Here is a 14,558-nt window from a genome sequence, read left to right on the forward strand (position 1 = left end):
TCTATTTTCCGTCCTTGTTGAGTATTATAGTAAAAGTTGTACCTTGACCAATAACACTATCGACCGTGATATCTCCACCATGTCCATTGATAATACTTTTAACAATGCTGAGTCCAAGGCCAGTCCCTTGTTTTCCTCTTGTTCGTGCTTTATCTTCTTTATAGAATCTTTCAAATATACGACCAAGTGATGAAGCCTTAATTCCTTTTCCTGTATCGCTAACTTCAATGATCAAATGTCGATCATTTTCTTTTAATACAATTGAAATTTTATCATCAGGTTCAGTATATCTAATTGCATTATCAATTAAGTTCGTAAATACTTGATTAAGTTTATCATAATCGAACGGAATTATACATTGATTGATTTCGGAATTATACTCAAAGTGAATTTGATTCTTTTTAAACTCAAATCTAAATTTCTGTGCAATGTCTTTAATCAGCAAAGTAATATCATTTTCCAAGATATTAAATGGACTTTGTCCACTTTCTAACCTAGACACAGAAATAAGTTCATTTACCAAATTGTTCATGCGGTCAGACTCGTCTTTAATGATTGAAATCATTTCACGAACATCTTTTTCGTCAGTTACAATACCATCAAGAAGTGCCTCTGAATAACCTCTCAACATGACCATTGGTGTTTTAAGTTCATGTGACACACTTGAAATGAACTCATGTCTCAGTTGTTCATGCTTAATTTCATTTGTAATATCTCTGATCGTTAATGTCACACCGTAATTAACGTTCGTATAGGCGACATTCTTAAAGCCGATTTCTAAATAACTCTCATTTATTTCATAAGTAAACGACGAATCATTCTGATGATATAAACAGTTAATAATTTCATCATTTATTTTATTCACGAGTACTTTATCTTGTACAATTTCTTCTAGCCATCTTTCACCTTCAGTATTTTTATAGATCGCTTCTAAATCTCGATTATAGAATACAATGCCATCTGAAATCGATGAAAAAATGTGTTCTCTAAGTTTTTGTTCGTGCTTTAAATTACTGATACTGTTTTTAATATCTTCGTTCATTTTGTTGAATGCGAGAGTTAACTCTCCGATTTCATCAAAACTCTTGACCTCAAGAGTCGCATAATTACCCTTAGCAATATTGAATGCCCCATTCTTCAGCTGAATAAGTGGTTCCGTAATTCTTTTAATTAACAAGAATGCAAAAAACGTTGTTATTAAAAAGATAAAGAACGCACTTAATGAAATGATCAGAGTAATATATTTTATAGAATCATAGGTTGGTGTGAGGTCACTGTATTTAATGATTGCCGTATTATCATCAAAATAGTTCGACATATCCAGAATATTGACCATATATTTTTTGTTTCGTGCATCGGTAACAATAAAACGTGATTCTGCATTATCTGACTCAATAATCGTTTGATAGATGAGTTGATCAACGTCTGAATCTGTAGAAATAAACTCTCCATTCTTATAAATCATCAAGTTGTCTTCTATGTTAATAAGCTTATCATCGATATCTGTAGAGTGATTTAAAAGTATATCAGATTCAATCCTTGATAGATCTCGTTGCAATTGGTTTTCTGTATTATTAAGCGCGTAATTCTTAAAATAGTAGCTCAAAGTGATAGATAATATAAGTAAAACTGCAGTTACTATTATGATAATAGTCAACCACAGTTTTACTACAATACTATTGAATGCTCTCATTCTGGGTTTTCCTCGAACTTATACCCAATTCCCCAAACAGTCTGGATCATTTGACTTGCTTCGGGTGATACATCATTTAATTTTTCTCGCAGTCTCTTAATATGAGTATCTACAGTTCTTAAATCACCGTAGAATTCATAGTTCCACACTTCTTTTAACAGTTCTTTTCTATCGAATACTTTTTCAGGACTCGTTGCTAAGAACAGGAGTAAATCATATTCTTTTGGTGTAAGATTTACGAGCTCTCCATTCGCTGTTACTTTATGTGCGTCATTATCAATTTCTATGTGCTCATATACAATAATATCTCGATTCTTAGAATCAAATTTTAAATACGCTGTTTCACTAGAACGTTTTAAAATTGCTTTTGCTCGTTGCAACACTTCTCTAGGACTAAATGGTTTAATTACATAATCATCTGCACCAGATTCAAAACCATCTAGTACATCGGCTTCCTCACCTTTTGCAGTAAGTAGGATGATTGGTGTCGACTTGTGCTCACGAATTTGTTTAGTCACTTCAATACCATCTAGACCTGGCATCATAATATCTAAGATGATTAAATCAAACGATTCGTTTAATGCGAGTTCTAATGCAGTATCTCCGTTGTCAGCTTCAACAATTTCAAACATATCAGTTTCAAGGTATAGAACAACGAGCTTACGAATTCTTTCCTCGTCATCTACAACTAAAATTCTTTGTTTACTCAAATGAATTCCCTCCTTATGCGTATGAATGGAGACCAGCAACAATTAGGTTAATCGCAATCATATTGAATAATATAATTAAGAAACCAATTACAGCAAGCCATGCAGACTTTTCTCCTTCATATCCTATATTTAATCTTAAGTGAAGGAAAATCGTATAGAACATAAATGTAATAAATGCCCATGTTTCTTTAGGGTCCCAACCCCAGAATCTACTCCACGCTTCTTGAGCCCAAATAGCGGCGAAGAATAAACCACCAAGTGCGAATAATGGATAGCCAATGATTACTGAACGATATCCTATATCATCCATAAGGTTTAAGTCTGCACTCTTTGCAAGTGGCTTAACCACTGTATAGAGTCTTCTTCTAAACCCGAGTCTTAGAATACCGTATAGTACAGTACCTAAAATTATTGACCAAACAACTGTGTTAAGACTATGCGCTTTTATAATTGGTGGTAAGCTAATACCTAAATTAAAGTGATCTGCGGCTTCATATTGATTGTCACCTAAGTGATTTACAGCTTGCGCATCATTGTAGTTAATCAAGCTTGGTAAGTGATATTCTGCAATTGCATTGTTACCTGTTTGATCTACATAAAGGAAGTCATTTTGGTATCCAATACCACGCATTACACTAATTGAAATAATGAATGCGAAGACTACAACTATATTCCACATTAAAAATTCAAGCATACGTGCACGTAATGATTTTTCATCTGCAGGTATAATTTTTAATAAGTAGATAAACCCAGCCACGGCACTCATTGAAAGAATACCGTAAGACAAAGTAACTGTGGTTACGTGGATGAATAACCAATTACTCTGTAAAGCTGGTATTAACGGTGCCACATCTGTTGAGAAGATGCTTCCATAACCGAGTAAAATTAATGAAATGGGGATAGCAAATAGCCCAAAAACCTTTGTTTTATAATATACATATGTGATTAAGTAACCTGCAATTAGCATGATAGAGAACATTGCAATAAATTCAAATAAGTTTGATACAGGCGCGTGTCCTGTTGCAGCCCATCTAAATGCAAAGTAAACAAGCTCTAATATAAATGCGACGATTACAATTCCAACTGCAATTTTTGAGTTGCGTTCTTCATGTTTAGAACGAATGCTCAGTGCAAGTGGCACTAAAGCAATCAGTAATAAAATAAATGCAATAAATATTGAGGTGTTACTGATTTGTAAAAAAGTATGTTGCATTAGAATTATCCTTTCATTCTGTCATCATGCTCTGCTTCATCTTTATCATTCACAAAATCAAAACCATTCTCATTCAATACAGAGTTTAACTCTTTCTTAAGTCCGTAATAGTTTTTATTTGTATGAGCTGCAAGTGACAGTCCATTTTCTTTGTTTATCCAAATACGTCTATGATTAATATAAGATCCAATAAATACTCCAATTAAAAAGATGATAAAACCAACAGCAATTAAGTGCATTGTTAAGTCTTTTTTAAGTGTAAGTACTGTTGCAATCTGATTTTCCATTGAAACAAACTTAACTTTGTATTCATTATTTGGTGTGATTTCATCAGTATTTTGAATCTGTAACAGTGAAATTTCAGGTGTTGTTAAAGAATCATTGTTTACTTGAAATACAAACGCTGGATTTCTAGCAACTGGTGATTGTGAGATTAATTCACCACGTTCTCCAATTTCTTGGAAGTCTGGTGCATATGCTCTTAATTCAATATTTGTTTGTTCATCAATTTCATAAGTGCTTTCAGGATCTTTTAAATCAACAGTGAACTCCTCACCGACTTGTTTGTCATTCTTATCAACAAGTTTAAACGTCATTGATTTCATAGAGCTATTATCAAAACTAGATTGGTAAATATCATAGTTTTCAAACTTAAACGGATGGTTCACACGTATTTCATCTGTATCGATTTCTTTTAAGTCTGGCTCACTTCCAACAACGTCAGACGATAAGTTTTCATAGAAAGTAATATTTGTTTGGTAGTTACTCGCTAAATCACCTTGCATAGCAAGTGATTTATCAAATACCGAACCACTGTCTTTCTCATAAGTATCTAAAATGAATTTTTCGTTTTTAATGTAATACTTATTGTCTGTAGTCGGTACTTCTACAGTTTCTCCTTCTGGTACATATAGAATTTCATCAATGTACATACCTGGAAAGAATCTTAACATACTACCAATAAGTATAATAATTAACCCAGTGTGGTTAATGTATGGACCCCATCTAGACAGTCTTCCTTTTTCGAAAAGTAAGTGTGGACCTTCTTCAGTGAGTTTGTATCGCTTAGATTTAAGTCCATCAATGATTTTGTTGACATCTTCTGAGTCTGCTGTTTCACTATTTAAAGTGATGCGTTGTCTCTTGAAGAACGACGGGTGTTTCTTTGCACGCTGGTTTTTCAATGACTTATAAAGCGGCACACCACGGTCAACAGATGCAGCAATAATAGATAGCGCAAGCATCGCATTTAGTAGTACAAACCACCATGATGAGTACAGATTATGAAAACCGAACTTGTAATAGATTAAACCAAACGTACCGTAGTTATCTGAATAGTATGTTTCTGGATCTACACCAATTGGAATAAAATATTGCTGTGGAAGAATCGTCCCGATTGATGCAGCAATAGCGATTAATGCAATGATGATGACACCATTTCTAATCGATGTAAAGAATATCCAAATTTTATCAAAAATGGATTGTGACTTTACTTTTGAACGTACTGCACTTCCGTCATAGCGCATGACGTCTTTAATTTTATTTTTATCATAATCTTCATTGATCATCAGTCCACATGATTGACAGAGTTGTGTACCAGGTGGATTGACGTGTCCACAATGTGGACACTTAATTTCTTTTAGTTCCAAATTTCACACATCCTACTCTTGTACAGCTTCTATAAATGATTCAATATCTTGTTTTGATAACTGGTATTCTTGTTTTTTCACGATTTTATTGTTTTTATCGATTGCAATTGTCGTTGGAAGAGGTCCAATGTTATATGCTTTTGTCACGCTTCTATTTGGATCTAGTAACATCGTTAAGCTCATATCCTCTCCAAGTCCACGTAAGAATTGCTCAATTTGTTGAGGTTTTTCTGAGACGTTCACTGTAATGATTATCACATCATCATCGTTATGATCCACCTGCGCTCTGTTTAAATCAGGCATCTCTTCTCGACATGGTTTACACCAAGTACCCCAAAAGTTGATAATAACTCCTTTATCTTTTGTTACTTCATGTAGTTGAAACTCTTCACCTTCTAGTGATTTTAATTTAAAATCAACTGCTTTATCCCCAACTTTAGTTGTGGCATTATCTTTAGTGAAGTTAAACCATAACGTAATTCCGGTTAAAACAACAATTGCAACAATTGTTGAAACACGAATGATATTACGTGTCCTTTTCTTCACTCAAAATCCCCCTTAAACTCTAATATTCCCATTATAGCATTAAGAAAGCCGTCATACTTTGACGGCTTTATGACAAATGAACTATTTTGACACTTGCTTTGAATGTCCAATTAATTTCTTAACTTCATTTGGTGTTAAGAAGCGATATTCTCCAGTTGGTACGCCTTCAATTGTTAAAAAATCAAAGCCAATGCGTTTTAGTTTTTTAACTTCTTTTCCAAAGTATTCAATCATGCGCCTAACTTGTCTATTACGACCTTCATGAATGCTTAATTGGATAATCATATCTTTATTCTCTGCGTCACGGATGACCTCAACTTCTGCCGGTGCAGTTTTACCGTCTTCTAACATCACACCTGTTGCAAGCTCTGCAAGTTGTCTTTCTGTCAAATGCCCATCTACTCGTACACGGTATGTCTTAGTTACTTCGTATCTTGGATGTGTCATGTAGTTCGTAAAATCTCCATCATTTGTTAAGAGTAAAATACCTGAGGTATCATAGTCTAAACGACCAACTGGATAGATTCTAAGTCCTAAATTGTTGAAGTTGTCTACAACAGTCTTTCTGTCTTTATCATCTTCAACGCTTGAAATTTCTCCTGTTGGTTTATGGTAGAGGATATAAACTGGTTCTTCATTTTCAATTTGAATACCGTTCACTTCAACTTTGTCTTTATTTCCAACGAAAGTAGCAAGTTCTTTTACAACTTTGCCGTTCAATTTTACTTTTCCATCTAAAATGAGTTGTTCTGCTTTACGTCTAGATGTAATTCCTGCGTCTGCAATCTTTTTATTTAATCTTACTTGTGTCATTCCATCTCTCCTTCTAAGTTACTGAAAAATAGATCGATGTGCTCTTGTTCCTCTATTGTTTCAGCTGTTGGTAGTTCGTCTATTGATTTTAAATCGAATACTTCTAAGAATCGTTGGGACGTTTTAAAGAAAGTACGTCTGTCTTCATCAAAGTGTACACGTTCAATTAAGTTTTTTGATAGCAATGTGTTTAGTGGACCGTCAGGTGAGACTCCTCTCAACTCTTCTATCATACCACGAGCAACCGGTTGGTTATACGCAATAATCGCGAGCACTTCGAGCGCTGCATTTGACAGCTTATTCTTTGGTGCACTTTCTAATACACGTTCAATATATTTTGACATTGCGTTTGTCGTTTTTAAATAATACATGCTACCGTGCTGGTCAATAACAAAGTTACTTTTATTATATGTCTCAATCGTCTTCTCTAATTGCTCTTTCGTGATTGGTACATGTTCAATTAAAGTCTTTTCATGTAAGCCTGAGTCACCAGCAATATAAAGTAACCCTTCGATAATATCTATCTTAGATAATTCCATGTTTAGCTTTCCTTTATCTCTTTAATATAGAAGTCTGTTTGTGAATGAATGTCTATTCGGAATCTATTAAGTCTAACAAGGTCAAGTAAAGTGATAAATACCTGGACCACCTGATTTATTGGTTCGTTAAACTGAAAAAGTTCCGTGATGCTTAATGTTTTCTTAGTCTTAAATTTTGTTTCTAAAAATTTTCTCGCATCTTGATCTGTAAACGGCTCTTTTTCCACGTAAACATGCACGTCTTCTTCTACGTGAACTCTCATTTTTAATTTTTCATAAGCTTCTAGCAACTCATTTAAATGAATAACAAGTGTTTCATCTGTATCTCTTTCTTCAAATACATGTGGTGCCTTTAAGAATTTTTCATCAGCAGTTTCTTTTATAGATTTCAGATTGTCTGCGTAAAATTTGTAATTTTGGTATTCTAATAGTTGTGAAACAAGCTCACCTCTCGGGTCTTCATACTCCTCTTCGATGACTGGTTCTGGGAGTAGCATTTTACTTTTGATGCGCAAGAGTTCACTTGCCATGACGAGATACTCGCTCGCGATATTTAACTCGAATTCCTTCATTTTATGAATATAATTTAGATATTGCTCAGTCAATAGACTCATTTGAATATCGTTTATATCAATTTCTAACTCTTTAATTAAATGTAATAATAAATCTAGTGGACCTTGAAAGACATCAAGTTCAACAGTATATTGTTTCATTAAAACGACCTCAACCTAAGGATGTGTAACGAATGCGTGATACGCCTCTACATCAGTTTTATAATATGTTAATTATAGAACAAGACTATTTTGAATGCCATGAAATCATGGAAGATGCATGGAAAATGAAAGACAATTTTACTAAGTTTGATAAAGAAGTCTTTCTCGTTTTAGTTGCGACAGCCGAATACCACTATAGACGTGGGAATACTGTTGGAGCAAAACGCTCATATATCCGTGCTCTTAATTTATATCAAGCTCATTCATTTAATCTAAATTCAATTGGACTAAAAGAGTCTTTTATAGATTTAATCAAACAAAGAATCGATGATATTGATGTTATTCCATTTAAGCCTCTACTCTATCCAATCACAGATACTGTTTTCAATGCATTATTCGAAGCATCAGACTTTGACTCAAGTGCTAAGTTTGATAAGTATCTAAAGTCAATTCATGTGACGGATATAAAAACTGTCGATAGACATAGACTACGTGACCGTTCTGATGTTATAGAAGAAAGATTACAGGCACTTAACAGAAAAAAACGCGACTAAACTGTCGCGCTTTTTTATGCAAAGATTAACCAATAAATGATGCCCCATGTAATTGCAAATGCGAGTATAAACAAAAACACGGCTTTTTGATGCCTTTTGTCCATTAAAGAATCTCTCCTAAGAAACTTTTACCATGTGTCTTATAGTCAACATTAAAGTTGTCAGCAATAGTTGCGGCAATGTCAGCAAATGTTGAGCGTTCATTTATTTTACCAAACTTCAAATCTTTTTTCGAAGTAATGAGTAAAGGTACATATTCACGTGTGTGGTCTGTTCCAGTATGCGTTGGATCGTTTCCGTGATCAGCGGTGATGATTAATAAATCATCTTCTTGTAATGCATCCATGATTTCAGGTAAACGGTTGTCGAAGTCAACTAATGCATCAAAGTATCCTTCTGGATCTCTTCTATGTCCATATTCAGCATCGAAATCAACGAGGTTTGTAAACGATAATCCAGTGAACTTTTTATTCATTACTGTTAGGAGTTTATCTACCCCATCCATGTTGCTTTTCGTACGGAGTGATTCAGTGATTCCACTACCATTAAAAATATCAGAGATTTTACCAACAGAAATTGTATCAAAATCAGCATTTTTAAGTGCATTTAAAACTGTGTCATTAAATGGGCTTAGTGCATAGTCGTGTCTATTTCCTGTTCTCTTAAACTCACCCTTTTTTGGTCCCACAAATGGTCGAGCGATAACTCGGCCAACCAGGAATTCATCTTCCATTGTGAGTTCTCGAACCATTTCACAGATTTCATAAAGCTCTTCAACCGGAATAATCTCTTCATGCGCTGCAATTTGAAGTACTGGATCGTTAGAAGTATAGATGATTAAATCGCCTGTTTCCATTTGATGCTCACCAAATTCATCAATTACTTCAGTACCACTTGCTGGCAAGTTACATACGATGCCTCTACCAGTTTTTTCTTTGATTTGATTGATTAACTCATCAGGAAATCCATTCGGATATGTTTTAAATGCTGTTTTAATATTTAAACCTGCAATTTCCCAGTGTCCAGTCATTGTATCTTTACCTTGAGATACCTCTTGCATTTTAGTATAGAACGCTTTTGGTTCTGTTGTACAACCGATATTTGGTAACTTATCAATACAACCAAGCCCTAATGACTCTAGATTTTTGAATGAACCTGTTTTTGATTTTAATGTGTGTTTTAAAGTATGTGTCCCTTTATCATTAAATTTTTCGGCATCAGGTGCTTCTCCAATACCTACAGAATCTAATACGATTAAATGTATACGTTTAAACATAATATACCTACTTCCTAGGGTGAAATTTTTTATACATCTCTCTAATCTTCTTAGCAGATAAGTGTGTGTACATCTGAGTTGTAGAAATATCACTATGACCTAATAATTCTTGTACTGCTCTTAAATCTGCACCATTTTCGATGAGATGTGTGGCGAATGAGTGCCTGAATGTATGTGGGGTAATATTCTTTTTGATATTACTCTGTAATTGATATTTTTTAATCATTTTCCAAAGACCTTGACGCGTGAACCCTTTACCTCTTTGAGTTAAAAATAAAGTATACACATTCTCGGACTTTAAGAATTTTAGTCTGATATTTTTAATGTAGTTATCTAAAATTTCTGCAGACCGATCTGTAATTGGAATAATTCTCTGCTTGTTCCCTTTACCAATAACGTTAATAAAGCCCATCTCGATATTCACATCATCAATCGTGATATCGATTAATTCACTTACACGAACGCCAGATGCATATAATAGTTCCATGATTGCATGATCTCTTTGTCCTGCTATAGTATCATCTGGAGAAGTAATTAATGCTTCCATCTCTTCTACAGTCAGAACGTCAGGTAGTGACTGTTCAATTTTTACTCTACTCAGCAACTGTGCAGGATTTTCTACTGTATACTGATTGTTTTGTAGAAATTGATGGAAATTTCTAAGAGTCGATTGTAGTCTTGCAATCGATTTTGTTTGTTTACCACTCAGAGATTCTTCTTTTAAAAATCCCGTTAAGTCTTCTGGCTTTACATCACTAAGACTTAAGTTTTTTCGTTCTAAAAAGTCGTGATATTGTTTTAAATCTTGCATATAAGCATCAATTGAAGCCCGTGTGAGTCCTTTTTCAATTTGGAGATATGAACGATACTCTAAAATATTATTTTCAGTCTGTTTCATTCGTATCCTCTTTCAATTGACATTCTCTACACACACCATGAAAAGTGAGCCTATGATCCATAACCATAAAGCCATATTCATGCTCAATGATTTTTTCAACATCGCTGAGAAGATCATCTTCAACCTCTTGAACTTTACCGCATTTCACACAAATTAAATGATGATTAAAATGCTTGGTTCCAGTTTTTCTGAAGTCATATCTCGATACACCATCTCCAAAGTTCATCTTCTCTAAAATTTGGAGGTCAGATAAAAGTTCAAGCGTACGATAAACAGTTGCTAAACCTATTTCTGGATATTCTTCTTTAACACGCAGAAAAACATCCTCTGCACTTAAATGACTGTTTTTATTTTCGAGTAAAATTTTTAAAGTCACTTCTCGTTGAGGTGTCAACTTAAATCCAGCACTATGCAGTTGTTCTTTTACGTTCTTTATCTTTATTTCCACCTAAACCACTCCAAATTATGTCCACTCTAGTATACTAGAAAAAATTGTAATTTAGTAGTGAGAAATTACATATTGAACAGCTGCAATCGTCTTCGCGTCTTTAAAATAATTGTCTTTTAATTTTTCTTCTAATTGATCTAAAGGCACTTTAATTATTTCTACAAATTCATCAGGATCTAACTCTTGCTGTTCCGGATGCACATTTTTTGCTTCAAACAAATGTATGATTTCATTGGCAAAACCAGGTGATACATAAAATTCATATATTTTAGATACAGATTCTGCAACCAGTCCGGTTTCTTCTTTCAATTCTTTCAATGCTGTTTTTTCAGGTGAATCATTAGGTTCAATTTTTCCCGCAGGTACTTCAATTAAACACTCTTCAGCTGAAATCCTATACTGCTTCACAAAATACATTTCATTTTCATAGATTGCGATTACACCGACAGCACCTTGATGATATACAACTTCTCTTTTCGCATCCTCGCCATTTGGTAATACAACATCGAGTAAATTAACATCGATGATTTTACCTTTGTAAATCGACTTGCGGCCTACAGTCTTTTCTAATAAATGCGAATTGTTTTTTTGCAATTTAATTGCCTCCAATTATAATTTTGTTGTGATTTGGGTATAGTACGATATAACTATTTTAAAACAGGAAGGTGTCTCTTGTGAAATATATCATAACAAAAGATAATCAATCTATTTCAAGATTCAGCTTAGGGTGCATGAATTTGCCTTTAGGCAATACAAAAGAAATCAATGATATTTTAAGACTTGCACTAGAATTTGGTGTCAATTTCTTTGATACTGCAGATCTTTATCAGTACGGAAGAAATGAAGCGACTGTTGGACCACTGCTTCATGATTACATGAAACACTTCGATATTAAAATCGGAACAAAGGTCGGTAATGAATTTGATTCAGCTTTAAGAGAAAAGATTAGATGGAATCCAAGTGGAGATTACATTAATCGAGCAGCGATAGATTCTAAATTAAGACTGGGTATACCATCTATTGATTTATACCAATTACATGGCGGTACAATAGAAGATAATATAGACGAAACAATCGCGACTTTTGAAGAGCTAAAGCGTAGAGGAATTATAAAGAGCTACGGTATTTCATCTATTAGGAAAAATGTCATTGATTATTACAAAGAAAATTCCAATATCGCAACTTTAATGACGGATCTGAGTATTTTAAAGACTCAAGGTGAAGAATTTTTAGATGAAAACATCGTAACTCTCGCTCGCGGCGGTTTAATGCAAGGATTACTCTCAAATAAACACGAAAATGTCTTAGAGAAAAAGTTCAAAAAAGGTACGTATGGATATACGTATGATGAATTAAAACAAATGCTCATGATGCTCACAGATTATAATCATTCTTTAGAGTCTATTGCATTTAAATATTTAGATTATATGAATGTTGTTACACTTAATGGTGTGAGTTCAGCCAAACAACTCGAACAAAACATTGGCCATTACCTAGATGCAGAAAGTATTTCTAATGATGAAATTAAAGAAATCAGAGGTAATATCAAAACTCTATACTATGAAAATCATAGAGAATAAAAATATCTCCGAGCAAAATTGCTTGGAGATTTATTTTACTTCAAATGAGAAAAAATCTTCTGCAATCCATACATTTGTTGGAAGAGTCTGTTTTATCCCTTTAATAAACGTTTCGTCGTATCGGTTGCTGATATGAGTAAAAATTGTTGTATCAATATTTAATGTACTAAATAGTTCCATGACTTCATGAATTTCACTATGTCCAAACTCATGCGCTTTTTCATTTTCATAATCTAAAAATGTTGCTTCATGTATAACGACGTCACTATTTTCAATTAGTTTTTTGTATTCATCATCTTTTATAAGTCTCGTATCTCCATGAATCGCAATTTTTTTACCAAGTGTAACTGGACCTAAAAAATCACTTGTCCTATAAGTAATATTCTCGTGAACAAACGTTTTACTATTCTTTATTTCAGCATATATTGGTCCAGGTTTAATTCCTATTTCTTTTAATTTAGCAGCGTCTAATGACCCCTCTTTGTCCGGTTCTTCAAATACAAATAAATAACTATCCACAGGATGTTCAAGTAGACGCACCTGTACAGTGTACCCTTCTACTTCTAACTTCATCCCATCTCCAATCTCATGAATAAAAAGTGGATAATTTAAACTTGTACCTGAAATGTGAAATGTAAGTTCCAACCACTCTTTAATCCCTTTTGGACCATATAAATGTAATGGTCGATCATTTCCGCCTTGAAATGCTCGACTTGATAAAAAACCTGGTAATCCATAAATGTGATCTCCATGTAGATGAGTGATGAATACATGATTAATTTTTCTTGGTTTAATATTCGTAAGTAAAAGTTGATGTTGAAGTGCTTCCCCTGCATCAATTAAAAAATATGCATTTATTTCAGGAATCAAATCTAGTACGATAGATTGTGTTTTTCGTTCTTTAGAAGGTAGCCCTGCTCCTGATCCTAATACTGTTAATTTCATACTTTTACCTCTTTTCAAATTGAGTTCATTATATCACAACTAAGCTTGTCTTTTAACACACATCGTGGAATAATAATTAAAGAAGACAGGTGAAATTATGGATACAATTCATTTTATTGAAAAGTTTATAGTATATATTGAAGACCATTTACGAGAGACGATTGACTTTGACGCCGTGCTTGCAGATGACGATATCGAAACAAAGTCATTTCTCACATTATTTATCTCTTTAGTCGGCATGACTCCTAAAGAGTATCAAGAAAAAAGGCAGCTCACAGAGATTGCATTAGAAGTATATGACGGTCATAGAAGACTTGTTGATATCATTAAGTATTATAATCACCCTGATTTAGAACTTTTTAAAGATAAATTCCAAAAACAGTTTGGCATCAGTGTTTATGATGTTGATAAACATATCAATACGATTCCTCTACAACTTCGCGTTTCTTTTGAGATAAGACCAACGACAAAAAGAGATCCATTCACGGAATCAAGATATCATGATGGCATTCGTCTCATTGGTATCACAGAATTCTTTGCAGCAAATAGTTATAACTACACAAAAAAGTTTAGATATTTAAACTATCTAATGAACAGTGGAATTGTTAGCGAGATTCTTAAACACAACAACGGCCAAGTAAAAGGACTTGTAGTCTTAGAACAATATGTTGATGGTGATATACAAGTATTTGTAGGTACCCCTTCTAATATTGACACAGCATTTGAAACGGTATATACACCTTCATCAAACTATCAAATATTTGAGTCAAATGGTCAAATAGAAAAAGAAATCCCAAAGCTCTATGAACATATTTATAGAAAGTGGCAAGTAAAAGAACAATATGATATTGAAACAGAATTTTCAATCGAGGTAATTAAAGGACTTGTAAACGATATTGAAGACGAATGTATCGTTCAAGTTTGGCAATCTTATTACGAATAGTATAAATCTTAAAAACGCACTAGACTATTAGAAAGTCT

At 33.7% G+C, this 14,558-nt stretch carries 16 protein-coding genes; 3 read left to right on the forward strand and 13 right to left on the reverse strand.

All coding sequences use genetic code 11. The features are described from left to right. Position 1: 1 nt before the first annotated feature. The 8 genes from IEU51_RS01580 to IEU51_RS01615 form a co-directional block, all read right to left on the reverse strand. Positions 2-1,558: a HAMP domain-containing sensor histidine kinase gene (locus tag IEU51_RS01580; protein ID WP_188349257.1), complete on the reverse strand. Its 1,557-nt coding sequence runs from the start codon at positions 1,556-1,558 to the stop codon at positions 2-4. 131 nt (positions 1,559-1,689) lie between these two features. Continuing rightward, positions 1,690-2,403, reverse strand: coding sequence for a response regulator transcription factor (locus tag IEU51_RS01585; RefSeq protein WP_186087876.1), 714 nt, complete (start codon positions 2,401-2,403; stop codon positions 1,690-1,692). 13 nt (positions 2,404-2,416) lie between these two features. Continuing rightward, entirely contained in the window at positions 2,417-3,616 is a 1,200-nt protein-coding gene (ccsB, locus tag IEU51_RS01590) for a c-type cytochrome biogenesis protein CcsB (RefSeq protein WP_186087874.1), read from the reverse strand. Positions 3,617-3,621: 5 nt separating this feature from the next. Beyond that, positions 3,622-5,265: a cytochrome c biogenesis protein ResB gene (locus IEU51_RS01595; RefSeq protein WP_186087872.1), complete on the reverse strand. Its 1,644-nt coding sequence runs from the start codon at positions 5,263-5,265 to the stop codon at positions 3,622-3,624. A gap of 12 nt (positions 5,266-5,277) precedes the next feature. After that, positions 5,278-5,811: a redoxin domain-containing protein gene (locus tag IEU51_RS01600; RefSeq protein WP_186087870.1), complete on the reverse strand. Its 534-nt coding sequence runs from the start codon at positions 5,809-5,811 to the stop codon at positions 5,278-5,280. An 81-nt stretch (positions 5,812-5,892) separates the two neighbouring features. Next, the gene (locus IEU51_RS01605) at positions 5,893-6,624 is read right to left on the reverse strand and encodes a pseudouridine synthase (protein ID WP_186087869.1); all 732 of its coding nucleotides are present in this window, start codon (positions 6,622-6,624) and stop codon (positions 5,893-5,895) included. After that, on the reverse strand, positions 6,621-7,163 hold the full coding sequence (gene scpB, locus IEU51_RS01610; RefSeq protein ID WP_186087867.1) for an SMC-Scp complex subunit ScpB: 543 nt from the start codon (positions 7,161-7,163) through the stop codon (positions 6,621-6,623). Before scpB ends, IEU51_RS01605 begins: the two co-directional genes overlap by 4 nt. Before the next feature lie 2 nt (positions 7,164-7,165). Next, positions 7,166-7,876, reverse strand: coding sequence for a segregation and condensation protein A (locus tag IEU51_RS01615; RefSeq protein WP_186087865.1), 711 nt, complete (start codon positions 7,874-7,876; stop codon positions 7,166-7,168). A 65-nt stretch (positions 7,877-7,941) separates the two neighbouring features. Here IEU51_RS01615 and IEU51_RS01620 point away from each other — a divergent pair, with 65 nt between their 5' ends. After that, on the forward strand, positions 7,942-8,430 hold the full coding sequence (locus IEU51_RS01620) for a DUF309 domain-containing protein (protein ID WP_188349258.1): 489 nt from the start codon (positions 7,942-7,944) through the stop codon (positions 8,428-8,430). A gap of 103 nt (positions 8,431-8,533) precedes the next feature. Here IEU51_RS01620 and deoB read toward each other — a convergent pair whose 3' ends face one another. From deoB to IEU51_RS01640, 4 genes are read right to left on the reverse strand one after another with little or no spacing between them, the layout of a single operon-like run. Beyond that, positions 8,534-9,706, reverse strand: coding sequence for a phosphopentomutase (gene deoB, locus IEU51_RS01625; RefSeq protein WP_186087846.1), 1,173 nt, complete (start codon positions 9,704-9,706; stop codon positions 8,534-8,536). Between the two features lie 7 nt (positions 9,707-9,713). Further along, positions 9,714-10,604, reverse strand: coding sequence for a site-specific tyrosine recombinase XerD (gene xerD / locus IEU51_RS01630; protein ID WP_186087844.1), 891 nt, complete (start codon positions 10,602-10,604; stop codon positions 9,714-9,716). Beyond that, positions 10,591-11,052: a ferric iron uptake transcriptional regulator gene (gene fur / locus IEU51_RS01635; protein ID WP_186087841.1), complete on the reverse strand. Its 462-nt coding sequence runs from the start codon at positions 11,050-11,052 to the stop codon at positions 10,591-10,593. The genes xerD and fur overlap by 14 nt, the downstream gene beginning before the upstream one ends. A 51-nt stretch (positions 11,053-11,103) precedes the next feature. Further along, positions 11,104-11,646 carry an NUDIX hydrolase gene (locus IEU51_RS01640; protein ID WP_408634869.1) on the reverse strand — a complete coding sequence of 181 codons (543 nt, stop codon included), beginning with the start codon at positions 11,644-11,646 and terminating at the stop codon, positions 11,104-11,106. Positions 11,647-11,726: 80 nt separating this feature from the next. Here IEU51_RS01640 and IEU51_RS01645 point away from each other — a divergent pair, with 80 nt between their 5' ends. Continuing rightward, positions 11,727-12,632 carry an aldo/keto reductase gene (locus IEU51_RS01645; RefSeq protein ID WP_186087838.1) on the forward strand — a complete coding sequence of 302 codons (906 nt, stop codon included), beginning with the start codon at positions 11,727-11,729 and terminating at the stop codon, positions 12,630-12,632. A 30-nt stretch (positions 12,633-12,662) separates the two neighbouring features. Here the strand turns inward: IEU51_RS01645 and IEU51_RS01650 are convergent, their stop codons facing one another. Then, positions 12,663-13,577: a ribonuclease Z gene (locus tag IEU51_RS01650; RefSeq protein ID WP_186087835.1), complete on the reverse strand. Its 915-nt coding sequence runs from the start codon at positions 13,575-13,577 to the stop codon at positions 12,663-12,665. A 97-nt stretch (positions 13,578-13,674) separates the two neighbouring features. Between IEU51_RS01650 and IEU51_RS01655 the strand changes: the two genes are divergently transcribed. After that, on the forward strand, positions 13,675-14,520 hold the full coding sequence (locus IEU51_RS01655; RefSeq protein WP_186087832.1) for a helix-turn-helix domain-containing protein: 846 nt from the start codon (positions 13,675-13,677) through the stop codon (positions 14,518-14,520). The last annotated feature ends 38 nt before the right edge of the window (positions 14,521-14,558 follow it).

Source organism: Phocicoccus schoeneichii (assembly GCF_014635565.1).
Lineage (GTDB): Bacteria > Bacillota > Bacilli > Staphylococcales > Salinicoccaceae > Phocicoccus > Phocicoccus schoeneichii.